Origin of the sequence: Roseomonas nitratireducens, from assembly GCF_017813355.1 — a bacterium.
Lineage (GTDB): Bacteria > Pseudomonadota > Alphaproteobacteria > Acetobacterales > Acetobacteraceae > Neoroseomonas > Neoroseomonas nitratireducens.
On record NZ_JAGIYZ010000004.1, the window covers coordinates 54482 to 79813 of the forward strand.

The window sequence follows — 25332 nt, forward strand, 5'->3', positions numbered from 1 at the left end:
CCTTCGCGTGATGGCCGCGCCGCGCCGGCTAGCGAAGCCTAGCGCCAATCAGCGGGTCCGAGGTTCGGCGCCGCCCATCCGCCGCTCCAGGAAGCCGTCGACCAGGCCGCCCAGGCCGGGTGTCTCCATCTCCTCGAAGGCATAGCGCGCGCGCATCACGGGCACGGCCAGCCCCGGCAGCGCCGCGGCGAGGTCGATCGGCGTCCCCGCCACCACCGCCTCCGCGCCTGACCGCGCGATCGTGGCCGCGAGCGCCGCGCGCTGCGCCGCGTCGTAGCCCATCGCCGGCAGCACGGGGCCGAGATGCGGGAATCGGGCGAACACCTCCGCGATGCCCGGCGCGGCGAAGCCCCGCGGGTCGAGGATCTCGGCCGCAGCGGCCGCGACCGCCGCGGCGAATCCCGCCCCCGTCGCCATGCCGCCATGGGTCAGCGTGGGGCCGTCCTCGACCACCAGCACGCGCCGCCCGCGGATCGCATCCGGATCGTCGAGCGTGACGCGCGACGCGCCGCGCAGCACCGTCGCGCGCGGGTTCAGCGCGCGCGCCGCCGCTTCCACCCGCGCCACATCCGCCTCCGGCGCCGCATTCGCCTTGGCCACCAGCACGATGTCGGCCATGCGCAGCACCGCTTCCCCCGGATGCCAGCCGGCCTCGTGCCCCGGGCGCAGCGCGTCGGCCAGCACGACCAGCAGGTCGGGCCGGATGAAGGGGAAATCGTTGTTGCCGCCGTCCCACAGCAGGATGTCGGCCTCCGCCTCGGCGGCGGCGAGGATGCGGGCGTAGTCGACGCCGGCGAAGACCGGCTGGCCGGCGGCGATGTGCGGCTCGTATTCCTCCCGCTCCTCGATCGTGCAGGCGGCGGCGTCGAGGTCGGCCGCCGAGGCGAAACGCTGCACCGCCTGCGCCGCCAGGTCGCCATAGGGCATCGGGTGGCGCAGCACGGCCACGCGCAGGCCGCGCGCGCGCAGCCGTGCCGCAAGCCAGCGCGTCACCTGCGACTTGCCGCAGCCCGTGCGCACCGCGCAGATGGCGATGACCGGCCGGCGCGACGCCAGCATCGTCGCGCGCGGACCAGGCAGCACGAAATCCGCGCCCGCCGCGAGCACCATGGCGCCGAGCCGCATCACATGCGCCTGCGGCACATCGCTGTAGGCGAACAGCACCTCCTCGACATCGCCGCGCGCCAGCAGCCCGGGCAACTCGGACTCATCGTGGATCGGCACGCCATCGGGGTAGAGCGGCCCGGCGAGGGCTACCGGATAGCGCCGCCCCGCGATGCCCGGGATCTGCGCCGCGGTGAAGGCCACGCATTCGCGCGACGGATCGTCGCGGAACAGCGTGTTAAACACGTGGAAGTCGCGCCCCGCCGCGCCGAGGATGATCGCGCGGCGGCGCGCGGTCATGCCGCGAAGGCCCGCGCCGCGAGCGCGGCGAGATGGTCGTGCCCCATCCGCGCATAGGTCAGCGGATGCGCCTTCGCCGGGTCCTGCTCGGCCTCCACCACCAGCCAGCCCTGGTAGCGGCCTTCAGCGAGCGCGGCGAGCACGGGCGCGAAATCCACCATGCCGTCGCCGGGGACGGTGAACATTCCTTCGAGCACCGCTTCCAGGAACGGCAGGTCGGCGGCCTTGGCGCGCGCCAGCACGTCCCGCCGCACATCCTTGCAATGGACATGGGCGATGCGCCCGGCATGGCGCCGCGCCATCGCGACCGGATCGCCGCCGGCCGCGGTCAGGTGGCCGGTGTCGAGCAGCAATTCGACCTCCGGCCCCGTCGCGTCCATCAGCCGGTCGATCTCGGCCGCGCTTTCCACCACCGTGCCGAGGTGGTGATGGTAGGCGAGGCGCAGGCCGCGCGCCGCCATGCGCCGCGCCATCTCGGTCATGCGCGGCGCCAGCACGGCCCAGTCGGCATCCGACAGCATCGGGCGGCGGGACAGCGGCGTGGCGCGCGCGCCATGCACGGCGCGGGAGACCTCGGCGAAGACGCAGGCCGTGCAGCCCATGGCGGCGAGCAGCGCGAGATGGGGTTCGGCCGCCGCCATCTCGGCATCCACGTCGCGTTCGAGCAGGCGGGAGCCGTACCAGCCCGAGGCCAGCGCCAGCCCGTGCCGCGCGAGGATGGGCCCGAGCGTGGCCGCGTCGCGGGGAAACTTGTTGCCGAGCTCGACCCCCGCGAAGCCCGCCTGCTTCGCTTCCGCGAGGCAGGTCTCGAGCGGCGTCTCCGCGCCGAGCTCGGGCATGTCGTCATTGGTCCAGGTCAGCGGGTTGATGGCGAGGCGGATCATCTCAGGCTCCGGTGCGGCGGCGGGCGCGACTGGTCTCGTAGGCGGCGCGCGCCTGGCGCTGGGCGGCGTCGCGCGGCACGGCGCTGACCGGAACGTCCCACCAGGCGCCGCCTTCCTGCGTCGAGGATTGCGGGTCGGTCGCGACGACCAGCACGGTGGTGCGCTTCGCGCGGAATGCGCGGGGCAGCGCTTCCTCCAGCGCCGCGACGCCGTCGAGCGCGACGGCATCCGCGCCGAGGCTCCGCGCATGGGCGGCGAAGTCGATCGCCGGCGCAGCGTCCTCCAGCAGGTTGTTGAAGGGCGCGCCGCCGGTGCCCTTCTGCAGCCGGTTGATGCAGCCGAAGCCGCGATTGTCGAGCAGCACGATCGTCAGCTTCGCGCCGAGCGCGACCGAGGTCGCGATCTCGCTGTTCATCATCAGGTACGATCCGTCGCCCACCATCACCACCACCTCGCGCTCCGGCATGGCGAGCTTCGCGCCGAGGCCGCCCGCGATCTCGTAGCCCATGCAGGAATAGCCGTATTCGAGGTGGTAGGAGGCCGCGTCCGTCGCGCGCCAAAGCTTGTGCAATTCCCCCGGCAGCCCGCCCGCGGCGCAGACCACGATGCCGGCCCTGGGCATGGCGCGGTTGACGGCGCCGAGCACCTGCGCGTCGGTCGGCAGCGCGCCGCGCTTCGGGGGCGCGGTCAGCCGCGCGACGGTGGCGTGCCAGCGCGCGGTCGCGGCCTCGGCCCGCCGTGTCCAGGCGGCGGGCGCCTGCCAGCCGCCCAGCGCGGCGGTCAGCGCGGCGATCCCGCGCGCCGCGTCCGCCACCAGCGGCAGCGCATCGTGCTTCGCCGCGTCGAAGCCGCCGACGTTCAGACCGATCAGGCGCGCCTGCGGGAACAGTGCGCGCGAACCGCTGGTGAAGTCCTGCAGCCGCGTGCCGATGGCCAGCACCACATCCGCTGCCTCGGCCAGCGCATTGGCGGATGCCGCGCCGGTCACGCCGATCGCCCCCGCATTGCGCGGATGGTCCCAGGGCAGGCTGCCCTTGCCGGCCTGGGTTTCCGCCACCGGCACGCCATGCGCCGCGGCGAATGCGGCGAGCGCCGCTTCCGCCCCCGCATACTTCACCCCGCCGCCGGCGATGACGAGCGGCCGCTTCGCGCGGGCGAGCGCCGTGGTGGCGTCGGCCAGTTCGCGCGCATCGGGTTCCGGCGCGCGGATGCGATGCAGGCGCGGGCGCAGGAAATCCTCCGGCACGTCCAGCGCCTCGGTCTGCACATCCTGCGGGAAGGCGATGGTGGCCGGGCCGCATTCCGCCGGGTCGGTCAGCACGCGCAGCGCGGCGGGCAGGGAGGAGAGGATCTGCTCCGGCCGGGTGATGCGGTCGAAGAAGCGGGAGACGGGGCGGAAGCAGTCATTGGCCGAGACGGTCGGGTCGCCGAACTGCTCGACCTGTTGCAGCACGGGGTCCGGCCCGCGCGTGGCGAAGACATCGCCCGGCAGGAACAGCACGGGCAGGCGGTTCACATGCGCGACCGCGGCGGCCGTGACCATGTTGGTCGCGCCCGGCCCGATCGAGGTGGTGCAGGCCATCATCCGCCGCCGCGCATGCGTCTTTGCGTAGGCGATGGCGGCATGCGCCATGGCCTGCTCGTTGTGCGCGCGGAAGGTGGGCAGGCGCTTCCCCGCCGCCTGCAGGGCGGGGCCCAGGCCCGCGACATTGCCATGCCCGAAGATGGCGAAGACGCCGCCGAACAGCGGCACGGCCTTGCCGCCGACCTCGGTCCGCTGCGCGGCGAGGAATCGGATGGTGGCCTCGGCCGCGGTGAGGCGGATGGTCCCCATGGCGTTTCCCCTGCTGCGTTGACGGCCGGGCGATGTTGCGGATGGATGGCGGCGGCCGCAAGCGGGGCCGGAGGAAACGCATGCTCGTCTTCGCGCAGTTCGGGGCCGGACGGATCGGCGCCATCCATGCCGGGAATCTCGCCGCGAGCGGGACGGCGCGGCTGAAGCACATCGTCGACGTGAACGGCCCGGCCGCCGCGGCGCTCGCCGGCAAGCACGGGGCGACGGTGTCCGACACCGCGGCCGCGCTGGCCGACCCGGAGGTGGGCGCGGTCATCATCGCCTCCTCCACCGACACCCATGCGGACCTGGTGATCGCGGCGGCGAAGGCGGGCAAGGCGATCTTCTGCGAGAAGCCGATCGACCTCGCCTTGCGGCGCGTCGATGCGGCGCTGGCCGCGGTGCGCGCGGCGGGCGTGCCGATGCTGGTGGGCTTCAACCGGCGCTTCGATCCTTCCTTCGCGGAACTGCATCGCCGGATCGGCGCCGGCGCCATCGGCACGGTGGAACAGGTGGTCGTCACCAGCCGCGACCCCGGCCTGCCGCCGATCGAATACCTGAAGGTCTCCGGCGGCCAGTTCCGCGACATGACGATCCACGACTTCGACATGGCGCGCTGGCTGTTGGGCGAGGAACCCACCGAGGTCTTCGCCTGGGGCGCGGCGCTGGTGGACCCCGCCGTCGCCGCCGCGGGCGACATCGATTCCTGCATGGTGCTGCTGCGCTGCGCTTCGGGCCGCATGGCGCACATCAACAATTCCCGCCGCGCTGCCTATGGCTACGACCAGCGCATCGAGGTGCATGGCAGCGACGGGCGGCTGATCGCCGGCAACCGCGTGGCGACCACGGTCGAGCAGGCGGACGCGCAGGCGGTCAGCAGCGAGAAGCCGCTGCACTTCTTCCTCGAACGCTATGCGGAGGCGTACCGGATCGAGCTCGCCGCCTTCGTCGACGCCGTCGCGCGCGGGGCGCCCATGCCGGTGGGTGCCGAGGACGGCCGCCAGGCGCTGGTGCTGGCCGAGGCCGCGCTGCGGTCCCTGCGGGAGAACCGCCCCGTGAAGGTCGCGGAGGTCGCATGAGCGCGCTGCCGCCGGTCTCGCTGAAGGGGCGCGTGCTGCTCGTCACCGGCGGCACGCAGGGCATCGGGGAAGGCATCGCGCGCGCCGCGGCGGAAGCCGGGGCTGCGGGCATCTGCATCACCGGGCGCGATGTCGCGCGCGGGCGGGCGGTGGTCGACGCGCTCGGCGTGCCGGCCTGCTTCGTCGCGGCTGACCTTGCCGATGCGGCGGCGACCGCGCGCATCGTGGACCAGGCCGAGGCCGCGCTCGGCCCCGTCGACGGGCTGGTCAACGCGGCGGGGCTGACGGATCGCGGCACGCTGCTCGACACGCCGGTCGAGCTGTGGGACCGGCTCTTCGCCGTCAACACGCGCGCGCCCTTCATCCTGACGCAGGCCCTGGCACGGCGCCTCGTGGCGCTCGGGCGGCCGGGCGCGGTGGTCAACGTCATCACCATGTCGAGCCATGGCGGGCAGCCTTTCCTGACCGCCTATTCGTCGTCCAAGGGTGCGCTCGCGACCTTCACGCGCAACAGCGCGAACGGGCTGCGGCGCGCGCGCATCCGGGTCAATGGCATCAATATCGGCTGGGCCGACACGCCGGGCGAACACGCCATCCAGGCGCGCGACGGCCGGCCGGCCGATTGGCTGGAACGCGCCGAGCCGTCGCAGCCCTTCGGCCGGCTGATCCGCCCGCGCGACGTGGCCGGGCTCGCGGTCTACCTGCTTTCGGACGCCGCCGAGATGATGACCGGCGCGCTGATCGACTTCGACCAGAACGTGATGGGCACCTACGAATGACCGACCTTCCCCGCCGCCGCGACGCCGCCGCCGCCATCGCCGTGGAGGCCGCAGCGCTCGCGGCGCGGCTGCGCGCCGAAGGGGGTGGCGTCGCCAGCCTCAAGGGCGCGCAGGACTTCATCACGGAAGCCGACGGCGCGACGGAGCGCTTCATCCGCGATCGCCTCGCGCGCGACTTCCCCGGGGAGGCGATCCTGGGCGAGGAGATGGGCGGCGCGGCCGACGGCACCGGCCCGCTCTGGGTGCTCGACCCGATCGACGGCACCTCCAACTTCGCGCGCGGGGGGGACCGCTGGTGCGTCTCCATCGGCCTGGTGATGGGCGGCCGCGCGGTTGCCGGCGCCATCGCCCGCCACGCGCCGGGCGAGGTCTTCGCCGCCGCCGAGGGCCATGGCGCGACGCTGAACGGCGCGCCGATCCGCGCCGCGCCCACCACCGACATCGGCCGCGCCATCATCGAATGCGGCTGGTCGCTGCGCGTGCCCATCGCGCGCTTCCACCGCATGTCGGAAGCGGTGATGGCGGCGGGCGCGGGGCTGCGCACCGGCGGGTCGGGCGCGCTCGGGCTGGTGGAAGCGGCGGCCGGGCGGCTCGACGCCTATCTGGAGTTGCACATCAATTCCTGGGACGCGGCGGCGGCCATCGCCATCGCGCGGGAAGCGGGCTGCTGGACGAACGGCTTCGACAGCGGGGACTGGCTCGCCTCCGGCAATCCTGTCGGCGTCGGCGCGCCAGCGCTGGGCGCGCGGCTCGCGGCGCTGCTGGAGGCTTGAACTGCCGCCCCGGCCGGGGCGTAATCGCTTCGAAGCAACGGACCGCGGCAGCCAAGCCCGGCCCTGGGAGGTTTCTCGTCATGGCGCTGCGCCGCACGCTTGCCCTGTCCCTGTTCGCCGTCGCCGCGCTGCTGCCCGGTGCCGCGCGCGCGCAGGGCAACCTGACCGTCTATTGCTCGGTGCAGGAGGAATGGTGCCGCCCCATGGTGGCGGCCTTCGAGCGCGCCACCGGCATCCGCGTCGCCATGACGCGGAAATCCTCCGGCGAGACGCTGACGCAGATCCGCGCCGAGGCGTCCAACCCGCGCGGCGATGTCTGGTGGGGCGGCACGGGCGACCCGCATGTGCAGGCGGCCGAGGAGAACCTGACGGAGGAATATCGTTCCCCGCGCCTCGCCGACCTTCACCCCTGGGCGGTGCGCCAGGCGGAACAGGCGCGCTTCCGCACCGTCGGCATCTATGCCGGCGCACTCGGCTATTCCTTCAACCAGCGGGAACTGGAGCGCCGCCGCATCGCCGCTCCGCGCTGCTGGGCCGACATCGCGCGCCCCGAATTCCGCGGCGAGGTCCAGGTGGCGGACCCCAACACCTCCGGCACCTCCTACACCATGCTCGCGACGCTGGTGCAGCTGATGGGGGAGGAACCGGCCTTCACCTATCTCCGCGCGCTGCATCGCAACGTGAACCAGTACACGCGGTCCGGCGCCGCGCCGGCGCGCGCGGCCGCGACGGGGGAAACGCTGGTCGGCATCACCTTCCTGCATGACGCGGTGGCGCAGAAGGTGGGCGGCGCGCCGGTGACGATCGTCGCCCCCTGCGAGGGCACGGGCTACGAGATCGGGTCGATGTCGATCATCCGCGGCGCGCGGAACATGGAGAACGCCCGCCGCTTCTACGACTGGGCGCTGGGGGCGGAGGCGCAGGCCATCGCCGCGACCGCCAATTCCTACCAGCTGCCGTCCAACCGCGCTGCGCCCATCCCGCCCCAGGCGCCGCGCTTCGAGGATGTGCGCCTGATCGACTACGACTTCGCCCGCTGGGGCAGCGCCGCGGAGCGCACGCGCCTGCTGCAGCGCTGGGAGAGGGAAGTCCGCGCCGCCGCGCGCTGAGCGCCGCATGTCCGCGCTGACGCTCGGCCGGGTCGCGCTGGCCGCGGCGCTTCTCGGCCTGCTGGCGGCACCCTGGCACGGGCTCGAGGGCGGGTTCGGCGCGTGGCCGGGCGGCGATGCCGCGCCGCTCGCGGTGCTGCTGCTGGACGGGTCGCGCTGGTGGCTCTGGCCGGTCGTGGCGCTGCTCGCGCTCGCCGCCGCGCCGCTGCTGGCGGGCCGCGCCGCGGGCGGGATGGTCGCGGGCGCGGGGCTCGCCATCGTGGCGCTGGTCTTCCTGCAGGGGCAGGCGGTCGGGATGCGCGGGCTCGCCTGGCCGGCGCTGGCGCCGCTGCTGGGCGGGGCGGGGCCGCAGGCCGCGCTCGGCTGGGGCGGGGCGATGCTGCTCGGCGCCGCGGTCGCGCTCGTCGCGGCCGGCCTCGCGCAGCGCGGGCGGTTCGGCGGGGATGCCTTCATCGCGCTGCTCGTCATCGGCTGCGGCGCGCTGCTGCTGCTGTTCGTCTTCCTGCCGCTCGCCACCATCCTGTCCGCCGCGGCGGTCGAGGATGGGCGCTTCGCGCCGGGCGCGCTGGCCACGCGCCTCGCGGCGCCGGAGGCCTGGAGCCTCGCCTGCCTCGCCAGCCACCAGGGCTGCGGCGTGGTGTGGAACACGCTGCTGCTCGCGGTGCTGACGGCGGTGCTCTCGACGTTGATCGGCCTCGCCTTCGCGCTGCTCGCCGCGCGCGGCGGGGTGCGCGCGCAGCCGGCCTTCCGGGCCATGACGCTGCTGCCGCTGATCACGCCGCCCTTCGTCGTCTCCCTTGCCTTGATCGTGCTGTTCGGGCGGACGGGGCTGGTGACGACGGCGCTGTGGGAATGGTTCGACATCCCGCGCAGCCGCTGGATCTACGGGCTGCCGGGCGTGCTGCTGGCGCAGGTGCTGTCGCAGGCGCCGATCTCCTTCGTGCTGCTGGAAGGGGCGGTGCGCGCGATCGGGCCGAGCCTCGAGGAAGCGGCATCGACCATGGGCGCGCGGCGCTTCACCGTCTTCCGCACCGTGACCTGGCCGCTGCTGCGCCCGGCCATCGCCGCCTGCCTGCTGCTCGGCTTCGTCGAGAGCCTGGCCGATTTCGGCAACCCCCTGGTGCTCGGCGGGGATTTCGACGTGCTGTCGACGCGCATCTTCTTCGCCATCGCCGGCGCGCGGCACGAACCGGGGCGCGCGGCGGCGCTCGCGCTGCTGCTGCTGGCACTCACGCTCGGCGCCTTCTTCCTGCAGACGCTCTGGCTCGGCCGGCGGCGCTACACGACGGTGACGGGCAAGGGGGATTCGGGCGTGCCGTCGCCGCTGCCGCGCGGGCTGAAATTCGCCTGCGGCGCGGTCGCCTGGCCCTGGATGATCTTCACCGCCGCGGTCTACGGCATCATCCTGGTGGGCGGCTTCGTGCACGATATCGGCCGCGGCGACATGTCCTTCACCTGGCGCCACATCCTGACGGGCTTCGAGGTGGAATGGCAAAGCGGGCCCGAATTCCGCGGCTCGGCCTGGGACAGCCTGTTCACCACCATCGAGGTCGCGGCGATCTCGGCGCCGCTGACCGCGGGGCTCGGCATCCTGCTCGCCTGGCTGATCGCGCGGCAATCCTTCCCCGGGCGCGGCGCGCTGGAATTCATGGCCATGCTGTCCTTCGCCATCCCGGGCACGGTGGTGGGCGTGTCCTACATCATGGCCTTCAACGAGCCGCCGATCGAACTGACCGGCACGGCGACGATCCTGATCCTGTGCTTCGTGTTCCGGAACCTGCCGGTGGGCGTGCGCGGCGGCATCGCCGCACTCGCGCAGATCGACCGCTCGCTGGACGAGGCCTCCGCCACCATGGGCGCGGGCGCGCTGCAGACGCTGCGGCACGTCATCCTGCCGCTGCTGCGCCCGGCGATCGTCGCCTCCCTCGCCTATGCCTTCGTGCATGCGATGACGGCGGTCTCGGCGGTGATCTTCCTGGTGTCGGCGCGGCACAACCTCGCCACCGTCTACATCGTCGGGCGGGTGGAGGCCGGGGAGATGGCGCTCGCCATCGCCTATTCCACGGTGCTGATCGCGGTGATGCTGGCCGTCGTGCTCGGCATCGAGCGCGTGGTCGGGCGCGCGCAGATCGGCCGGCGCGCCGCACCCGTCAGGGCAGGAGCCTGAGCATGGACGGCACCGCGATCCGCTTCGACCGCGTGACCAAGGCCTTCGGCCTCGTGCGCGCGGTGAACGAGGTCTCCTTCGACCTGCCTCAGGGCGCGCTCGTCACGCTGCTCGGCCCCTCGGGTTGCGGCAAGACGACGACGCTGCGGCTGGTCGCGGGGCTCGAACTGCCGACCGAGGGGCGGATCGAGATCGAGGGGCGCGACGTCTCCCGCCTCGCGGCCGCCGAGCGCCGCATCGCCATGGTGTTCCAGTCCTACGCGCTGTTCCCGCACATGAACGTGCTGGAGAACGTCGCCTATGGCCTCGTCGTCGGCGGGCAGCGCCGCCAGGCGGCGGAGACCGAGGCGACCGCGATGCTGAAGACGCTGGGCCTCGAAGGGCTCGGCGCGCGGCTGCCGGCGGAACTCTCGGGCGGGCAGCAGCAGCGCGTGGCCGTCGCGCGCGCGCTGGTGCTGCGGCCCAAGGTGCTGCTGTTCGACGAGCCGCTGTCCAACCTCGACGCAAGGCTGCGGCGACGGGTGCGGGAGGATATCCGCGACCTGCAGAAGCGCCTCGGCCTGTCGGTCGTCTACGTCACGCACGACCAGCAGGAGGCGCTGGCGGTGTCCGACCTCGTGGTGGTGATGAAGGATGGCCGCATCGCGCAGAAGGGCACGCCGACGGAATTGTACGAGGACCCGGCCGACGCCTTCATCGCCGACTTCATGGGGGAGGCGAATGTGATCGCGGGGGAGGTGATCGCCGCCCCCGGCGGGCCGGGCCGCATCGCGGCCGGCGGGGCGGAACTGGCCACGCTGCTGCGCGCCCATCCCGCCGGTCCCGCCAGCCTCGCCGTGCGGCCGGAATCGATCCGCCTGTTCGCCGCCGATGCGGGCGAAGGCCTGCCCGGCCGCGTCCAGCGCGCCGCCTTCCTGGGCCAGACGCGGGAATACGAGATCGAAACGGCGGCGGGGATGCTGTTCGTCGTCGTGCCCGCGGCGCTGCCGGCGCATGCGGAAGGCGAAGCCGTGACCTGCCGCTTCGACAAGGTGATCCCCCTGCGCGCCTGACGCGCCGCGTGCTACGGCGCGGCGGACGGATGGAGGCATCGATGGCCGGGGAACTCAGAGGCAAGGTCGCGCTCGTCACGGGCGCGGGGAAGAACATCGGCCGCGCGATCGCGCTCTCCCTCGCGCGGGACGGCGCGGCGGTGGTCGTGAACGGGCGGTCGGACGCCGCGGCGATCGAGGCCGTGGCGGCGGAGATCCGCGCCGCCGGCGGCCAGGCCGTCGCGGCGCTGGCCGACGTGGCGCGGGAGGATGAGGTGGCGCGCCTGGCCGCCGAGGCCGCGCGCGCATTCGGCGGCGTGGACATCCTGGTCTGCAATGCCGGGCTGCGGCGGCAGACCGCCTTCACCGACATCTCCTACGCCGAGTGGCGGGAGATCCTGTCCGTGGCGCTCGACGGCGCCTTCCTGCTCGCGCGCGCCGTCGCGCCGCAGATGGCCGGGCGCGGCGGCGGGTCCATCGTCGCGCTCTCGGGCATCTCGACGCATGTCGGCACGCCGAACCGCGCGCATGTCTCGGCATCGAAGGCGGGGCTGGAGGGGCTGATGCGCGCGCTCGCGGTGGAACTCGCCCCGCACGGGATCCGCGCGAACTGCGTCGCCCCCGGCGCGGTGGACACGCAGCGCGGCGCGAGCGCCGGGCCGATGCCGGTGGCGCTCGGGCGGGAAGCGGGCATCCCGCTCGGCCGCAAGGCGACGATCGACGAGATCGCGGCCGTGGTGCGGATGCTCGCCGGGCCCGAAGGCGGCTACGTCACCGGCCAGACCATCCATGTGAATGGCGGCGCCTTCCTGACGTGACCTGCGCCGTCATTCCGGCGTGACGCCGAGCGCGCGGAAGGCCGCGCCCGTCGCCTCGTATTCCGCCGTCAGCAGCCGCTGCAATTCGGCGCGGCCGCGGAAGCTCGCCACCGCGCCCCAGTTCTCGGCGAAGCGGCGGAAGCCGTCCGTCTCCATCGCCGCGCGGCAGGCGGCTTCCAGCCGCGCGAGCACCGGTTCAGGCGTGCCGCGCGGCGCGAACAGGCCCGCATAGGAAGGCTGCAGCGCGTCGATCCCCTGCTCGCGCGCCGTCGGCACGTCGGGGAAGGCCGGGTGGCGGCCTTCGGAGAAGACCGCGACGAGCCGCGTCTGCCCCGCCCGCGCCATGGGCACGCCGGAGGCGACGACGATCGCCGCGAAGTCGAGCCGCCCGGCGATCACCTCGGTCAAGGATGCGCCGTCGCCGCGGAAGGGCACGTGCGTGAACTGCCCGCCCGCGGCCGACTGCACGCGGTGCACGCCGAGGAAGGGCGCGGAATTCGGCCCCGGCGAGCCGTAGGTGAGGGGCCGCTGCCGCGCCGCGGCCACCATGTCGGCCAGCGTCCGCCAGGGGCTGTCCGCCTTCACCATGATGCCGAGGATGTTCTCGGTCACGTTGCACACCGGTGCGACCGCATCCGGCCCGAGCCCGGTGTTGCGCACCAGGTGCGGCTGGAAGGCGAGGGGGACGAGCGGCGAATAGGCCAGCGTGTGCCCGTCCGGCGCGGCGGCCGTCAGCGCGCGCATCCCGACCACGCCGGACCCGCCCGATTGCGAGGTGACGACCACGTTCTGCCCGAGGTCGCGCGTGAAGGAATCGGCCAGCGCGCGCGCCGCCGCATCCGTGCTGCTGCCGGTCGCATAGGGGTTGATGATGGTGACCGGCCGGTCCGGGAAGGCCGTGGCCGGCAGCGGCGCGAGCAGGGCGAGGAGGAGAAGGGCGCGGCGCATCGTGAAGTCTCCGTGGCGTGGCGGCGTCAGCGCGCCGGGCCGATGGTGGCGAGCAGGCGGCGCTTGTCGGCGATGTCGCGGGCCAGCCGCGCGGCGAGCGTCCCGGCATCCGCTTCCGGCGTCGCGGGCTGGAACATGCGCGCGGCGACGCTGCGATAGCCTTCCTCCCGCGCCGCGGCGAGGCAGGCGGCTTCCAGCGCCGCGCGCGCCGGTGCGGGCGTGCCGGCCGGCGCGAACAACCCGCCGAAGCTGGTGGGCGCGACGTCGAAGCCCTGTTCGGCGACGGTCGGCACATCGGGCAGCATCGGATGCCGCGCGGGCGCGAACACGCCGAGCACGCGCAGCCCCTGGCCCGATAGCGAGCCCATCACCGTCACCGCGAAATCGACGCGCCCGGCGCGCAGGTCCACCAGCACCGCGGGCTCGCCGCGATAGGGCACGTCCTGCAACTGCAGCCGCGCGGCTTCCGCCAGTTCGAGCGCGGCGAGGTGCGGGATGGAGGCGACGCCCTGGTGCCCGTAGCTGAGCGCGCCCGGCCGCGCGCGCGCCGCGGCGACCAGGTCGGCAAGCGTCGCGAAGGGGCTGTCCGGCCGCACCGCGATCGCCATCGCGTTCTCGAAGGCCTGGCAGACCGGCACCAGCGCATCCGGTGCATAGCCCGGGTCGCCGCGCGCGGGCAGGACCGAGAGCACGACCGCCGGGGCGAAGAGCAGCGTCAGCCCGTCCGGCGCGGCGCGCGCCACCTGCGCCGTGCCGATGCCGCCCGCCGCGCCGTCGCGGTTGGCCACCACCACGGGCTGGCCGAGCCGCGGCGCCATGCCGGCGGCGAGCGCGCGCGCCAGCGCGTCGGTCGTGCTGCCGGCGGCGTAGGGGTTGACGATGGTGACCGGCCGGTCGGGCGCCCAGGCCTGGGCGAGGGCGGCCGCCGGCGCCAGCAGCAGCGCCAGCGCGCCCGCCATCAGGTTTGAACGCATGGCGTCTTCTCCCTAGTCTCTGGCGCATGACCGCCTTGGCCCGAGTATGGGCGGGCAGGGGGAAACGCACCATGGCCATCACCGCGCTCGGCTATCTCGAACTTCGCGCGAGCAGCCTCGACGACTGGGCCGGCTTCGCGCCGCGCATGCTCGGCCTGATGCTGGCCGAGCGCGCGCAGACGGAGCTCGCCTTCCGCATGGACGACCGGCGCCAGCGCGTGATCGTCAGCGCGGATGCGCAGGACGGGCTCGGCGCCTTCGGCTGGGAAGTCGCGGACGCCGCCGCGCTGGATGCCATGGCCGCGCGGCTCGAGGCCGCAGGCGTCGCGGTGGCGCGCGGCGCGCGGGCGCTGGCGGACCGGCGGCGCGTGGCGGAGCTGATCGTCACGCAGGATCCGCTCGGCAACCGCATCGAGATCTTCCACGGGCCGGAGGTGACCGACCGCGCCTTCGCGCCGGGGCGCGCGATATCGGGCTTCCGCACCGGGCCGCTCGGCATGGGGCATGCGGTGCTGACCGTGCCGCGGATCGACGAGGTGCTGCCCTTCTATCGCGACATCCTCGGCTTCGGCCTGTCCGACTGGGTGGAGCAGCCCTTCCGCGCCACCTTCATGCACGTCAACGGCCGGCACCATTCGCTCGCGCTGATCGAGACGGGCAAGGCGGGGATGCACCACCTGATGATGGAGCTGCTGAGCCTGGACGATGTCGGCCAGGGCTATGACCTCGCGATGGCCGAGGAAGGGCGCGTCGCGACGACGCTCGGCCGCCACACCAACGACTGGATGACGAGCTTCTACGCGCGCACGCCGGGCGGCTTCCTGGTGGAATACGGATGGGGCGGGCGGCACATCGACCCCGCGACCTGGAAGGCCGAGCGGATGGACAGCGGGCCGAGCCTCTGGGGCCATGACCGCCACTGGGCGGGGCCGGAGGCGGTCGCGGCCGGCCGGCGCATGCGCATGGAGGCCGCCGCGCGCGGCGAACGCGCCCCGGTGCAGGTGCTGCCCGGCAACCACACCGTCATGCCCGGCGCCTGCCCCTGGTGGGACGGGCTGCGCGCGGCGGAATAGCGCGCGCCGTCATTCCGGCTGGATGCCGAGGTCCCGCACCGCGGCCCGCCAGCGCGCCACCTCGGCTTGCGTCAGCGCGGCGAGGTCCCCGGCCGATCCCGTGCTGCGCTCGAACCCCATGGGCGAGAGGCGCGCCCATGTCTCCGGCCTGTCCAGCACCTCCCGCGTCGCGGCGCCGAGCCGCGCGGCGATCGGGGCCGGCGTACCGGTGGGCAGGTACATGCCGAACCAGGTCTCGAAGCCGAAGCCGGGGATCAGGGTGGCGAGGGAGGGCACGCCCGGCAGGTTCGGGCTCGCGCGCTCGCTGCTGATGGCGATGGCGCGCAGCTGGCCGGCGCGGATCGCGCCCATCGCGGCCGACAGGTCGATGAACATCAGCGGGAAGCGCCCGCCGATCAGGTCCGCCAGCGCCTGCGGCGGGCTGCGATAGGTCACGACCTCGCTGTCCACGCCGAGGTGGCGCATCATCATCGCCGCCGGCAGCAGGTTGCCCGAGGAGCCGGATCCGTAGAACACGCGGGCATTCGCCGCGCGCAGGTGGCGCGCGAGGCCGGGCAGGTCCTCCGCCGGATGGTCGGCGCGCACCACCAGCACCTGCGTGATGTGAGCCAGCCGCAGCACGGGCATGAAGTCCCGCACCGGATCGTAGGGCACGCTGCGCAGCAGGGCGGAGGCGGCGCCATGCGTGGTGCCCGATCCCATCATCACCGCATGCCCGTCGGACGGCGCGCGCGCCACCGCGGCCCCGGCGAGCGTGCCCTGCGCCCCGGGACGGTTCTCGATCACCACGGGCTGGCCGAGCATCGGCGACAGCGCCTCGGCGATGACGCGGGCGAGGTTGTCGGTGGCGGTGCCGGGTGCGAAGCCGACATAGAAGCGCACCGGGCGATCGGGCCAGGGGGCCTGGGCATGCGCGTCGCCCGCGAAGGGCGCGGCGAGCGCCGCGGCGATCAGGGCGCGGCGCGCCGGGTGGTGCGGCATGGCGTGTCCTCTCTCGGCCGCTCCTGCGGCTCTCGCGCCCAGTCTGCGCCAGGGGCGGGATGCGGGGAACGCCGCGTGTCGGGTGGCGTGAAGCGCCCGTCGGTCGCGGCGCATGCGCTGGCGTGCATGTTCTCCCTGCCCGCCCGCCGCCCCCGTCGCGATGCCCGCTTCGCGGCAGGCCGTTGCACAGATTCGCGGCAGTTCGGGGCGGATGCCGCCCGCCCCGGGCGAGATGTCCCGGAAACGCCTGTTGAAGTCTTCAGGAAACTCACCAGTATCCGCCGCGACCGACCCCCAGTCCGTATCGAAACGAGGCTTCATGTCACGAACGTCCAGCGCAGCATCGCGGACCGCGATGGCCATCCGCACGCGGATGCGCAACGGGCAGCCGCGGCTCCTGGCACTCGCCCTGGCGCTCGTCGCCGCGGCCGGCTGCGACGACTCGCCGATCCGCGCCGCCGCGAACACCGCTCCGCCGGCCCCCGTCGCGGTGACGGTGGTGACGCTGGAGCGGCGCGAGATCCCCGTGACCTCCGTCCTTCCCGGACGCACCGCGCCGTTCCGCGCGGCGGAGGTCCGGCCCCAGGTGGGCGGGGTGCTGCGGGAGCGCCTGTTCACCGAGGGTGAGGCCGTCATGGCCGGCCAGCCGCTGTTCCAGATCGACCCCGCGCCCTTCGAGGCGTCGGTCCGCCGCGCCGAGGCGGCGCTGACGCGCATCGAGGCGGCCGAGCGCGTGGCGCTGAGCACCGCCGCCCGCCTGCGCGCCCTGGCGCGGGTGCAGGCGGTCAGCGAGCAGAACCTGGAGAACGCCGAGGCGACGCTGCGCCAGGTGCAGGCCGACATCATCTCCACCCGCGCGGCGCTCGAGACCGCGCGGATCGACCTCGGCTACACGCGCGTCGCCTCCCCCATCGCCGGGCGCACGGGCCGCGCGACCGTCACGCCCGGCGCGCTCGTCACCGCGAACCAGGCCACGGCGCTGGTCACCGTGACGCAGCTCGACCCGATCCTGGTGGACCTGACCCAGCCGAGCGCGGTGCTGCTGCAGCAGCGGCGCGACGTGGAAAGCGGCGCGCTGCGCCGCCCCTTGGCCGACCGCGCGGTGGCGCGGCTGGTTCTCGAGGACGGCTCGGAATACCCGCATGCGGGCGAGGTGCAGTTCTCCGAGGTGATCGTCGACCAGGGCACCGGGTCCGTCACCCTGCGCGCGGTCTTCCCCAACCCCGACCAACTGCTGCTGCCGGGGATGTTCGTCCGCGCCCGCGTCGAGGAAGGTGTCACCGACCGCGCCATCCTGGTGCCGCAGCGCGCCGTGCTGCGCACGCCGCGCGGCGAGCCCATGACCTTCGTGGTGAACGCCGAGGGCGTGGTCGAGCAGCGGGTGCTGCGCGCCAGCCGGACCGTCGGCAACGACTGGCTGGTGACCGAGGGCGTCGCGGCCGGCGAGCGCGTGGTCATCGAGGGCGTCCAGCGCATCCGCGCGGGCGCCCGGGTGCAGGCGCGCGAACGCCCGACCGCGGCCGCGAGCTAAGGGCGTCGTGGCCCGCTTCTTCATCGATCGCCCGGTCTTCGCCTGGGTGATCGCCATCGGGATCATGCTGGCCGGGCTGCTCGCCCTGCGCGGCATGCCCGTCGCGCAATACCCGGCGATCGCCCCGCCCGCGATCTCCATCAACGTGAACTTCCCGGGCGCCTCGGCCGAGACGGTGCAGACCACCGTGGTGCAGGTCATCGAGCAGCAGCTGAGCGGCATCGACAACCTGCTGTACTTCGACTCGCAGACGACCAAGGACGGTGCCGCGCGCATCCAGCTGACCTTCGCGCCCGGCACCAATGCCGACACGGCCCAGGTGCAGGTGCAGAACCGCGTGCAGCTGGCGGTGCCCCGCCTGCCGCTGACGGTCCAGCAGCAGGGCATCCGCGTCGTGAAGTCGTCCGGCAACTTCCTGCTCGTGGTGGGCTTCGTGTCGACCGACGGGCGGATGGAGCGGATCGACATCTCCGACTTCCTGGTGGCCAATGTCCAGGACCCGATCAGCCGCACCCCCGGCGTGGGCGACTTCCAGGTCTTCGGCGCGCAGTTCGCCATGCGCATCTGGCTGGACCCCGCGAAGCTGGTGAATTTCGGGCTCACGCCGTCCGACGTCGCGGCCGCGGTGCGCGCCCAGAACGTGCAGGTGTCGAGCGGCGAGATGGGCGCGCTGCCGGCGGTGCCCGGCCAGCAGCTCAACGCCACCATCATCGGCCCGTCCTACCTGCAGACCACGGAGGATTTCGGCGCGATCCTGCTGCGCGTGCGCCCGGACGGCGCGCAGGTGCGCCTGCGCGACGTCGCGCGCGTCGAGATCGGCGGCGAGAACTACTCCATCACCACCCTGCTGGACGGGCGGCCGTCCAGCGGCATCGGCATCCGGCTGGCCAGCGGGGCCAATGCGCTCGACACCGCGGCGGCGATCCGCGCGACCATCGACCGCCTGCGCCCGAGCTTCCCGCAGGGGCTCGAGGTCGTCTACCTGCAGGACACCACGCCCTTCGTGCAGCGTTCGATCAAGGCCGTGATCATGACGCTGCTGGAGGCGGTGGTGCTCGTCTTCATCGTGATGTTCGTGTTCCTGCAGAACCTGCGCGCCACGCTCATCCCGACCATGGCGATCCCGGTGGTGCTGCTGGGCACCTTCGCGGTGCTGCAGGCGCTCGGGTTCAGCGTGAACACGCTGACCATGTTCGGCCTGGTGCTGGCCATCGGCCTGCTGGTGGACGACGCCATCGTGGTGGTCGAGAACGTCGAGCGCGTGATGGCCGAGGAGCATCTCTCCCCGCTGGAGGCGACGCGGCGGTCGATGGACCAGATCACCGGCGCGCTGGTGGGCATCGGCCTCGTGCTCTCGGCGGTGTTCCTGCCGATGGCCTTCTTCGGCGGATCCGTCGGCGTCATCTACCGGCAATTCTCGGTGACCGTGGCGACGGCCATGGCGCTGTCGGTGCTGGTCGCGATCTTCTTCACGCCGGTGCTCTGCGCCACCCTGCTGCGGCCGCACAAGCCGGACCAGGGCAAGCGCGGCGTCTTCGGCTGGTTCAACCGCGGCTTCGACCGCATGACGCGCGGCTATGTCGGCGGCGTGCGCGCCAGCCTGCGCCGGCCGGCGCGGATGCTGGTGGTCTACGCCGCGCTGCTGGGCGCGCTCGGCTACGGCTTCCTGCGCCTGCCCGGCGGCTTCCTGCCGAACGAGGACCAGGGGATCGCCTTCGTGCAGGTCACCGCCCCGCCCGGCGCGACGGCCGACCGCACGCAGCGCGCGCTCGACGAGCTGGGCCGCTACCTCCGCGAGGAGGAGGGCGCCGTGGTCGACAATTTCTTCGCCATCAACGGCTTCAGCTTCGGCGGCCGCGGGCAGAATTCCGGGCTGGGCTTCATCACCCTGCGCGACTGGGACGTGCGGCGCGGCGCGCAGGACAACGTCCAGCCGCTGACGGCGCGGATCAACGCGCGCTTCGGCGGCTACCAGGACGCGCTGATCGTGGCGTCCTCCCCGCCCGCGGTGCGGGAACTCGGCAACGCCACCGGCTTCGCCTTCCAGCTGCTGGATCGCGGGGGTCAGGGGCATGCGGCGCTGATGGCGGCGCGCGACCAGCTGCTGTCCCTGGCGGCGGCCAGCCCCATGCTGACGCGGGTGCGGCCCAACGGGCTGAACGACGAGGCGCAGTTCCGCCTCATCGTCGACTGGGAACGCGCCAGCGCGCTTGGCCTGTCGGTCACCGACGTGAACGCGACGCTGTCGACCGCCTGGGGGTCGACCTACGTCAACGACTTCATGGATCGCGGGCGCGTCAAGCGGGTCTTCATGCAGGGCCAGCCGGAGGCGCGCATGGTGCCGAGCGACCTCGACAAATGGTTCGTGCGCAACGCGCAGGGGCAGATGGTGCCGTTCTCCGCCTTCGGCCGCACGGTGTGGGAATTCGGCTCCCCGCGGCTGGAACGCTTCAACGGCGTCGCCTCCCGCGAGATCCAGGGCATGCCCGCCGCGGGCTTCACGACCGGCGAGGCGATGGCGGAGATGGAGCGGCTCGCGGCGCAGCTTCCGCCCGGCTTCGCCTTCGAATGGAGCGGCATCTCCTTCCAGGAGCGGCAATCCTCCGGCCAGGCGCCGGCGCTCTATGCCCTGTCGCTGATCGTGGTGTTCCTGTGCCTGGCGGCGCTCTACGAAAGCTGGTCGATCCCGACCGCGGTGATGCTGGCGGTGCCGCTCGGCGTGCTGGGCGCGGTGCTCGCCACCCTGTTCAAGGGCCTGGCCAACGACGTGTACTTCCAGGTCGGCCTGCTCGCCACGATCGGGCTGACGGCGAAGAACGCCATCCTGATCGTCGAATTCGCGCGGGAGGGTTTCGACCGCGGCCTGTCGCTCGCCGAGGCGGCGGAGGAGGCGGCGCGCCAGCGGCTGCGGCCGATCATCATGACCTCGCTCGCCTTCACGCTGGGCGTCGTGCCGCTCGCCATCGCGAGTGGCGCCGGGTCCGGCGCGCAGAACGCGATCGGCATCGGCGTGATCGGCGGCGTGGTCGCGGGCACCGTGCTCGCGGTGATCTTCGTGCCCCTGTTCTTCGTGCTGGTGCTGCGCGTGTTCGGCGCGCGGCGGAAGGAGGAGGCGACGCATGCGCCGGCTTCCTCCCTGCCCGCCCCGGCGGAGTGACGGGGCATGGGCGAGGTGCTCGACCGTCCGACCACCCCGGCCGGGCCCCGGGCCGGCGCGCGCGCCGCGATGCCGGACTGCGCGCGGCGCCTGCGGCTCTGCGAAGCCGCCGCGGGCGTCTTCCTGCGCGATGGCTACGCGGCGGCGAGCATGGACGAGGTGGCCCGCGTGGCGGGCATGTCCAAGCGCACGCTCTACCAGGTCTTCCCCTCCAAGGCCGCGCTGTTCGAGGAGACGATCGCCGCGACCCTCGTGCCGATCGCGCTCGACACCGACCTCGAGCGTGAGCCCGACCTGCGGCGCGCGCTGACGGGCATCCTGGTCGCGGCCGCCGAGCATCTCCTCGCGGAGCGGCAGATCGGCATCTTCCGCCTCGTGATCGGCGAGCGGCATCGCTCGCCGGAACTCGCGGCGGCGACGCATCGCGTGCTGACGGCCCGAGGATCGAGCGTGCTCGAGCGCCGGCTCGCGACCGAGGCGGCGGCGGGGTGCCTTGCCCTGTCCAATCCAGGGACGGCGGCACGCATGCTCTACGGCATGGTGCTCGGCTCGGCGCAGATGCGCCTGCTGCTCGGCGTGCGCGATCCGCCGCGACGCGCCGAGATCGTCGCGCTGGCGGAGGAGGCGGTCGGCCTCTTTCTCGACGGCGCGGCGCCGCGCGGCCAGCAGGCGCAGGCGGCGGGAAGGCGCTGATCCGCCCGGGGGCGGGCGGGTTGCTCGCGATCCCCATGCGCATCGCGTCGGAATGAACGGCGCGACCGGCCGGGCACGGATCGCCTCAGTTCGTCGCCGCCTCGGCCAAAGCCCGCTCGAGCATGGCCGGCGCGCGGATGACGAGCGCCCCCCTCGTCCGTTCCAGCACGCCGTCGCGCAGCAGCCGCGCGATCTCGCGCGAGACGGCCTCCCGGCGCGCCCCGATGCGCAGCGCGATGATCTGCTGGACCGGTGGCGGGGAGATCGCCCGCTCCCCGCCCGCGCCGGCCGGGTTCGAGCGGCGCAGCAGCTCGGCGTAGAGCCTGTGCCGGATGTCCAGGCTCGTCAGTTCGAGCATGCGCGCATTCGTCTCGCGGATGCGGCTCGTCAGCACCTGCATCAGCCTGCGCGAAAGGTCGGGCGCCTCGGCCATCAGCGCCATGAAGGCGGCGCCCGGCAGGCGGCAGATGCGGCTGCGATGCAGGGCGATGACGGATGCCGACCGCGGCGCGCCGTCGATCGCGGCCATCTCGCCGAAGAAGCGGCCGGCGGGGACGTCGTCGAGGATCAGCTCGCGCCCGCCCGGCGTGCGCACCGAGATGCGCACGCTGCCCGAGAGCACGAAGAAGACGTCGTCGGACGGGTCGTCGAAGTCGAGGATCAGGCGGCCTGCCTCGGCGGTCAGCCAGTGCGCGCGCCTGCCGTGGCGAAGGGCGAGCTCGGGCGCGATGCCGCTGAAGAAGGGGATGACCGCCAGGGTCTCGGCGCGGCGGGGGGCGTTCATGCCCGCGGGCCGGCCGGCCATGTCGCCAGGCTGCGGCCGATGGCCTTCGCGTCTCCCATGCCATGCCTCCCACGCCGGACGCCGGGAGGGTGCGATCAGCCCGCCGGATCCGATGTGCGATTTGACACACAGTGATGGCGCGCCGCCAGGGCAGGCTTGGGGCCGAGGACGAGGCAGGGAGGCTTTCCCCGATGCATGCTGGGTTGCCGCGCCGCGCGTGGCCGAACGGAACTCGCGCGCCCGCCGCGGCGCGGTCATGCTGTGCCCGTCGGCCTCGGCACGGGGCCGGCGCGGCGACGCATGGCGAGGGCACGGCCGGGCCAGGGCGATGACCGGGGCAACGGCGCCGCTCGCGCGCGGCCCGGGCGCATGAGGAACGGGCATATGCTTCGGCGCCGGATGCTGCTGGCCGGGTCGCTCGCCGCAACGGGCGCGATGCCCGCGCGCGGGCAGGGGCGCGTGGCGCGCCTCGGCCTGCTGTCCTCCGGGCAGATCTCGATCGACCAGTTCCGGCAATGGGGCCTGCCCGAACTGGCGCGCGAAGGCTTCGTCGAGGGCCGGACGCTGCAGTTCTTCGCCCGCTCCTCCGATGGCGATCCGGCACGCCTGGCGCCGCTGGCCGCCGAGGTCATCGCGGCGCGACCGGATGTCGTGATCGCGGTGTCGAACCCGGTGGCCCATGTGCTCCGCGCGCGCGATCCCGGCCTGCCCATCGTGATGGGCTTCGCGGGCACCGATCCGGTGGCCGATGGCCTCGCGGCAAGCCTGGCGCGTCCCGGCGGCAGCGTCACAGGCGTGGTGATGCTCGCCGAGGAACTCGACCTGAAGCGGCTCGAGATGCTGCGCTTGGCGCTGCCGGGGGCGCGGCGGATCGGCTACCTCGCGGGCGCCACCTTCGTGCCGTCGCGCGTGCCGGCCATGGTGGCGGCCGCGGCGCGCATGGGCGTGGAACTGGTGGCGGTGAGCGCGGGCGGCCCGGAAAGCCTCGGCCCGGCCTTCGCCGCCCTGCGGAGCGCGGACGTGCACGCCGTCGTCGTCGGTTCCTTCCCCGGCTTCTCGACCCATGCCGCCGCGCTGGCCGCCCTGGCGCGCGGGTCCCGCCTGCCGACGATCTGCGAATGGCGCACCATGGCGGAAGCCGGCTGCCTGATCAGCCATGGTCCCGTGAACGAGGAGCTGCGCCGCCAGGTCGCGCGCCATGTCGCGCGCATCCTGCGAGGCCAGCCGCCCGGCGAGATCCCGATGTTCCAGGCCGAGCGCTTCGAGACCGTGGTGAACCTGCGCACCGCGCGGGAGATCGGCGTCGAGGTGCCCGCGCTCGTGCTCGCAGCGGCGCAGGAGGTGATCGAATGATCGCGCGGCGTGCGCTGCCGCTGATCGCCTTGCCGGGCCTGGCGCATGCGCAGGCACGTCCGCGACGCATCGCGCTCATCGTCTCGAGCGCCGAAGGCGATCCCGACGCGAATGGCCGCGCCGCCGCGCTGCGCGAAGGGCTGCGCGCCCTCGGCTGGATCGAGGGCCGCAACATCGAGATCGTCCACCGCTGGGGTGCCGGCGACCTCGCGCGCGCCGAGGCCCACGCGCAGGAGATGGTCGCGCTCGCGCCCGACATCATCGTCTCGAACGGCACGCCGCAGCTGGCGGCGCTGCAACGCCACAACCGCGCGATCCCGGTCGTCTTCGTCGTCGTCGTGGACCCGGTGGGCGCGGGCTTCGTCCGCAGCATGGCCAGGCCCGGCGGCCATGTCACCGGCTTCGCGACCTATGAGCCGGAGCTGGGCGGGAAGTGGCTCGACCTGCTGCGCGAATTCGACCCGGCGATGCGCCGCGTCGCGATCGTGAACGATCCCGACTTCAGGGGCTTCGCGGGCCTCGCGCGGCATGTCCACGAGCGTGCCGCCGCGATCGGCCTCGCCAGCGTCGACATCCATTTCCGCCGGCCGGAGCAGCCGGTCGAGGCGCTGCTGGCGGAGGCCGCGGCGGGTGGCGACACGGGCATCATCGCCATGCCCACGGCGCTCAACCTGCTCGCGCGCGCGCGGCTGATCGACGCCGCGCGCGAGACGCGCATGCCGGCGATCTACCCGTTCCGGCCCTTCGTCGATTCCGGCGGCCTGATGTCCTACGGGTTCGAGCCGCTCGACCTGTTCCGCCGCAGCGCCGCCTATGTCGACCGCATCCTGCGCGGGGAGGCGCCGGGTGACCTGCCCGTGCAGCTCCCGACGCGCTTCGAGTTCTTCGTCAACCGGCGGACCGCCCGCGCGCTGGGCCGGGACTTCCCCGACCTGCTCCTGGCCCGCGCCGACGAGGTGATCGAATGATCGCGCGGCGCGCCCTGCCCGCGCTTCTGCTCGCCCCCGGCGTCGCGCGGGCGCAGCGCCGGCCGCCGACCGTCGCCTTCGTCGGCTTCGGCTCGGTCGAGGCCGACCGCCTCTCGGTGATCGCCTTCCGCGAGGGCATGCAGTCCCAAGGCCAGGTGGAAGGGCGCGGCTGGCGCTTCGAACATCGCCACGCGGACGGGGACACCGCGCGCGGGCTTGAGATCATCCGCGACTTCGCCGCGATGCCGGTGGATGTCTTCCTGGTGCCCGGCCCTTCGGCGGCGCGTGCGGTGCGGCGCGCCACCGCCATCCCCCTCGTCGCCGTCGGGCTGCCGCCGGTGCAGGGCGACCCGGAGCTCTTCGCCTCCCTCGCGCGGCCCGGCGGGTCGGTCACCGGCTTCGCGAGCTTCGGGGAGGAGATGGCCGCCAAGCGCGCGGAGCTGCTGCGCGAGATGATCCCGGGCCTCGCCACGATCGGCGTGCTGCACAACGCCACCGACCCGACCTTCGACGCCTGGGGCCGCATGACCGCGGCCTCCGCGCGCGGCATGGGGCTCGACACGCTGCTCCTGCCGCTCACGAGCCCCGATCCGGCGGCGCTGCAGGACGCAATGGCGGCGCTGGCGGCGCGCGGGGGGCGCGCGCTGATCGTGGTGCGCGACTTCCTCACCAGCTCGATGATCGAGGCGATCATCGCGACCGCCATGGCGCACCGCATCGCCGTGGTGGCCGACCAGGCGCGCTTCGCCCAGGCCGGCGCGCTGATGAGCTACGGGGCGAGCCTGCCCGACCTGTTCCGCCGCGCCGCCGGCTATGTCGTCCGGATCCTGCGGGGGGAACGGCCGGGTGACCTTCCGGTCCAGCTGCCGACCGCGATCGAGTTCGTGGTGAACCTGCGGACGGCGCGCGCGCTCGGCCTGACGGTTCCGCACGCGATCCTGGCGCGGGCGGAGGATGTGATCGAATGATCGAGGCCATGCAGATGGAAACGA

Annotated in this window: 21 protein-coding genes; 14 read left to right on the forward strand and 7 right to left on the reverse strand. The window is 73.7% G+C overall.

What is annotated here, in order from left to right; translation table 11 throughout:
* Positions 1-48 precede the first annotated feature (48 nt).
* Genes J5Y09_RS06050 through iolD form a run of 3 tightly spaced genes read right to left on the reverse strand, consistent with a single transcriptional unit; the run spans position 49 to position 4122 of the window.
* A complete protein-coding gene (locus J5Y09_RS06050) occupies positions 49-1404 on the reverse strand; it encodes a GTPase (protein WP_209350855.1) in 1356 nt (451 codons plus the stop codon).
* Positions 1401-2288: a myo-inosose-2 dehydratase gene (gene iolE / locus J5Y09_RS06055; RefSeq protein WP_209350856.1), complete on the reverse strand. Its 888-nt coding sequence runs from the start codon at positions 2286-2288 to the stop codon at positions 1401-1403. Before iolE ends, J5Y09_RS06050 begins: the two co-directional genes overlap by 4 nt.
* A 1-nt stretch (position 2289) precedes the next feature.
* The gene (gene iolD, locus J5Y09_RS06060; RefSeq protein WP_209350857.1) at positions 2290-4122 is read right to left on the reverse strand and encodes a 3D-(3,5/4)-trihydroxycyclohexane-1,2-dione acylhydrolase (decyclizing); all 1833 of its coding nucleotides are present in this window, start codon (positions 4120-4122) and stop codon (positions 2290-2292) included.
* Positions 4123-4202: 80 nt separating this feature from the next.
* On the opposite strand from iolD, the gene iolG reads away from it, so the two are divergent.
* The 7 genes from iolG to J5Y09_RS06095 all read left to right on the forward strand — a co-directional run bounded on the left by iolG (position 4203) and on the right by J5Y09_RS06095 (position 11878).
* Positions 4203-5201 carry an inositol 2-dehydrogenase gene (gene iolG / locus J5Y09_RS06065; RefSeq protein ID WP_209350858.1) on the forward strand — a complete coding sequence of 333 codons (999 nt, stop codon included), beginning with the start codon at positions 4203-4205 and terminating at the stop codon, positions 5199-5201.
* The gene (locus J5Y09_RS06070; protein ID WP_209350859.1) at positions 5198-5980 is read left to right on the forward strand and encodes an SDR family oxidoreductase; all 783 of its coding nucleotides are present in this window, start codon (positions 5198-5200) and stop codon (positions 5978-5980) included. Before iolG ends, J5Y09_RS06070 begins: the two co-directional genes overlap by 4 nt.
* The gene (locus tag J5Y09_RS06075; protein WP_209350860.1) at positions 5977-6753 is read left to right on the forward strand and encodes an inositol monophosphatase family protein; all 777 of its coding nucleotides are present in this window, start codon (positions 5977-5979) and stop codon (positions 6751-6753) included. Before J5Y09_RS06070 ends, J5Y09_RS06075 begins: the two co-directional genes overlap by 4 nt.
* Positions 6754-6833: 80 nt before the next feature.
* The gene (locus J5Y09_RS06080; RefSeq protein ID WP_245216878.1) at positions 6834-7862 is read left to right on the forward strand and encodes an ABC transporter substrate-binding protein; all 1029 of its coding nucleotides are present in this window, start codon (positions 6834-6836) and stop codon (positions 7860-7862) included.
* 7 nt (positions 7863-7869) lie between these two features.
* On the forward strand, positions 7870-10029 hold the full coding sequence (locus J5Y09_RS06085; protein WP_209350861.1) for an ABC transporter permease: 2160 nt from the start codon (positions 7870-7872) through the stop codon (positions 10027-10029).
* A gap of 2 nt (positions 10030-10031) precedes the next feature.
* A complete protein-coding gene (locus tag J5Y09_RS06090; RefSeq protein ID WP_209350862.1) occupies positions 10032-11081 on the forward strand; it encodes an ABC transporter ATP-binding protein in 1050 nt (349 codons plus the stop codon).
* Between the two features lie 41 nt (positions 11082-11122).
* Positions 11123-11878: an SDR family NAD(P)-dependent oxidoreductase gene (locus J5Y09_RS06095; protein ID WP_209350863.1), complete on the forward strand. Its 756-nt coding sequence runs from the start codon at positions 11123-11125 to the stop codon at positions 11876-11878.
* A 9-nt stretch (positions 11879-11887) separates the two neighbouring features.
* Here J5Y09_RS06095 and J5Y09_RS06100 read toward each other — a convergent pair whose 3' ends face one another.
* Positions 11888-12826, reverse strand: a complete 939-nt coding sequence (locus J5Y09_RS06100; protein WP_209350864.1) for a tripartite tricarboxylate transporter substrate binding protein — start codon at positions 12824-12826, stop codon at positions 11888-11890.
* 26 nt (positions 12827-12852) lie between these two features.
* Complete coding sequence (locus J5Y09_RS06105; protein WP_209350865.1) at positions 12853-13800, reverse strand: tripartite tricarboxylate transporter substrate binding protein; 948 nt, start codon at positions 13798-13800, stop codon at positions 12853-12855.
* Positions 13801-13871: 71 nt separating this feature from the next.
* Here J5Y09_RS06105 and J5Y09_RS06110 point away from each other — a divergent pair, with 71 nt between their 5' ends.
* Positions 13872-14873 carry a VOC family protein gene (locus J5Y09_RS06110; protein ID WP_209350866.1) on the forward strand — a complete coding sequence of 334 codons (1002 nt, stop codon included), beginning with the start codon at positions 13872-13874 and terminating at the stop codon, positions 14871-14873.
* A gap of 9 nt (positions 14874-14882) precedes the next feature.
* Here J5Y09_RS06110 and J5Y09_RS06115 read toward each other — a convergent pair whose 3' ends face one another.
* Entirely contained in the window at positions 14883-15854 is a 972-nt protein-coding gene (locus J5Y09_RS06115; RefSeq protein ID WP_209350867.1) for a Bug family tripartite tricarboxylate transporter substrate binding protein, read from the reverse strand.
* 355 nt (positions 15855-16209) lie between these two features.
* Between J5Y09_RS06115 and J5Y09_RS06120 the strand changes: the two genes are divergently transcribed.
* From J5Y09_RS06120 to J5Y09_RS06130, 3 genes are read left to right on the forward strand one after another with little or no spacing between them, the layout of a single operon-like run.
* Complete coding sequence (locus J5Y09_RS06120) at positions 16210-17385, forward strand: efflux RND transporter periplasmic adaptor subunit (RefSeq protein WP_209350868.1); 1176 nt, start codon at positions 16210-16212, stop codon at positions 17383-17385.
* 7 nt (positions 17386-17392) lie between these two features.
* Complete coding sequence (locus J5Y09_RS06125) at positions 17393-20542, forward strand: efflux RND transporter permease subunit (protein WP_209350869.1); 3150 nt, start codon at positions 17393-17395, stop codon at positions 20540-20542.
* Positions 20543-20548: 6 nt separating this feature from the next.
* Positions 20549-21235 carry a TetR/AcrR family transcriptional regulator gene (locus J5Y09_RS06130; protein WP_209350870.1) on the forward strand — a complete coding sequence of 229 codons (687 nt, stop codon included), beginning with the start codon at positions 20549-20551 and terminating at the stop codon, positions 21233-21235.
* A gap of 85 nt (positions 21236-21320) precedes the next feature.
* Here J5Y09_RS06130 and J5Y09_RS06135 read toward each other — a convergent pair whose 3' ends face one another.
* A complete protein-coding gene (locus tag J5Y09_RS06135) occupies positions 21321-22040 on the reverse strand; it encodes a Crp/Fnr family transcriptional regulator (protein WP_209350871.1) in 720 nt (239 codons plus the stop codon).
* Between the two features lie 363 nt (positions 22041-22403).
* Here J5Y09_RS06135 and J5Y09_RS06140 point away from each other — a divergent pair, with 363 nt between their 5' ends.
* Genes J5Y09_RS06140 through J5Y09_RS06150 form a run of 3 tightly spaced genes read left to right on the forward strand, consistent with a single transcriptional unit; the run spans position 22404 to position 25308 of the window.
* The gene (locus tag J5Y09_RS06140; protein ID WP_209350872.1) at positions 22404-23372 is read left to right on the forward strand and encodes an ABC transporter substrate-binding protein; all 969 of its coding nucleotides are present in this window, start codon (positions 22404-22406) and stop codon (positions 23370-23372) included.
* Entirely contained in the window at positions 23369-24340 is a 972-nt protein-coding gene (locus J5Y09_RS06145; protein WP_209350873.1) for an ABC transporter substrate-binding protein, read from the forward strand. The genes J5Y09_RS06140 and J5Y09_RS06145 overlap by 4 nt, the downstream gene beginning before the upstream one ends.
* Complete coding sequence (locus tag J5Y09_RS06150; protein WP_209350874.1) at positions 24337-25308, forward strand: ABC transporter substrate-binding protein; 972 nt, start codon at positions 24337-24339, stop codon at positions 25306-25308. The genes J5Y09_RS06145 and J5Y09_RS06150 overlap by 4 nt, the downstream gene beginning before the upstream one ends.
* Positions 25309-25332 lie beyond the last annotated feature (24 nt).

What these genes read in the sequence shown, in the direction of transcription:
- J5Y09_RS06050 (WP_209350855.1), bottom strand. Translation starts at nt 1,404, where the DNA reads ATGACCGCGCGCCGCCGCGCGATCATCCTCGGCGCGGCGGGGCGCGAC.
- iolE (WP_209350856.1), bottom strand. Translation starts at nt 2,288, where the DNA reads ATGATCCGCCTCGCCATCAACCCGCTGACCTGGACCAATGACGACATG.
- iolD (WP_209350857.1), bottom strand. Translation starts at nt 4,122, where the DNA reads ATGGGGACCATCCGCCTCACCGCGGCCGAGGCCACCATCCGATTCCTC.
- iolG (WP_209350858.1), top strand. Translation starts at nt 4,203, where the DNA reads ATGCTCGTCTTCGCGCAGTTCGGGGCCGGACGGATCGGCGCCATCCAT.
- J5Y09_RS06070 (WP_209350859.1), top strand. Translation starts at nt 5,198, where the DNA reads ATGAGCGCGCTGCCGCCGGTCTCGCTGAAGGGGCGCGTGCTGCTCGTC.
- J5Y09_RS06075 (WP_209350860.1), top strand. Translation starts at nt 5,977, where the DNA reads ATGACCGACCTTCCCCGCCGCCGCGACGCCGCCGCCGCCATCGCCGTG.
- J5Y09_RS06080 (WP_245216878.1), top strand. Translation starts at nt 6,834, where the DNA reads ATGGCGCTGCGCCGCACGCTTGCCCTGTCCCTGTTCGCCGTCGCCGCG.
- J5Y09_RS06085 (WP_209350861.1), top strand. Translation starts at nt 7,870, where the DNA reads ATGTCCGCGCTGACGCTCGGCCGGGTCGCGCTGGCCGCGGCGCTTCTC.
- J5Y09_RS06090 (WP_209350862.1), top strand. Translation starts at nt 10,032, where the DNA reads ATGGACGGCACCGCGATCCGCTTCGACCGCGTGACCAAGGCCTTCGGC.
- J5Y09_RS06095 (WP_209350863.1), top strand. Translation starts at nt 11,123, where the DNA reads ATGGCCGGGGAACTCAGAGGCAAGGTCGCGCTCGTCACGGGCGCGGGG.
- J5Y09_RS06100 (WP_209350864.1), bottom strand. Translation starts at nt 12,826, where the DNA reads ATGCGCCGCGCCCTTCTCCTCCTCGCCCTGCTCGCGCCGCTGCCGGCC.
- J5Y09_RS06105 (WP_209350865.1), bottom strand. Translation starts at nt 13,800, where the DNA reads ATGCGTTCAAACCTGATGGCGGGCGCGCTGGCGCTGCTGCTGGCGCCG.
- J5Y09_RS06110 (WP_209350866.1), top strand. Translation starts at nt 13,872, where the DNA reads ATGGCCATCACCGCGCTCGGCTATCTCGAACTTCGCGCGAGCAGCCTC.
- J5Y09_RS06115 (WP_209350867.1), bottom strand. Translation starts at nt 15,854, where the DNA reads ATGCCGCACCACCCGGCGCGCCGCGCCCTGATCGCCGCGGCGCTCGCC.
- J5Y09_RS06120 (WP_209350868.1), top strand. Translation starts at nt 16,210, where the DNA reads ATGGCCATCCGCACGCGGATGCGCAACGGGCAGCCGCGGCTCCTGGCA.
- J5Y09_RS06130 (WP_209350870.1), top strand. Translation starts at nt 20,549, where the DNA reads ATGGGCGAGGTGCTCGACCGTCCGACCACCCCGGCCGGGCCCCGGGCC.
- J5Y09_RS06135 (WP_209350871.1), bottom strand. Translation starts at nt 22,040, where the DNA reads ATGGCCGGCCGGCCCGCGGGCATGAACGCCCCCCGCCGCGCCGAGACC.
- J5Y09_RS06140 (WP_209350872.1), top strand. Translation starts at nt 22,404, where the DNA reads ATGCTTCGGCGCCGGATGCTGCTGGCCGGGTCGCTCGCCGCAACGGGC.
- J5Y09_RS06145 (WP_209350873.1), top strand. Translation starts at nt 23,369, where the DNA reads ATGATCGCGCGGCGTGCGCTGCCGCTGATCGCCTTGCCGGGCCTGGCG.
- J5Y09_RS06150 (WP_209350874.1), top strand. Translation starts at nt 24,337, where the DNA reads ATGATCGCGCGGCGCGCCCTGCCCGCGCTTCTGCTCGCCCCCGGCGTC.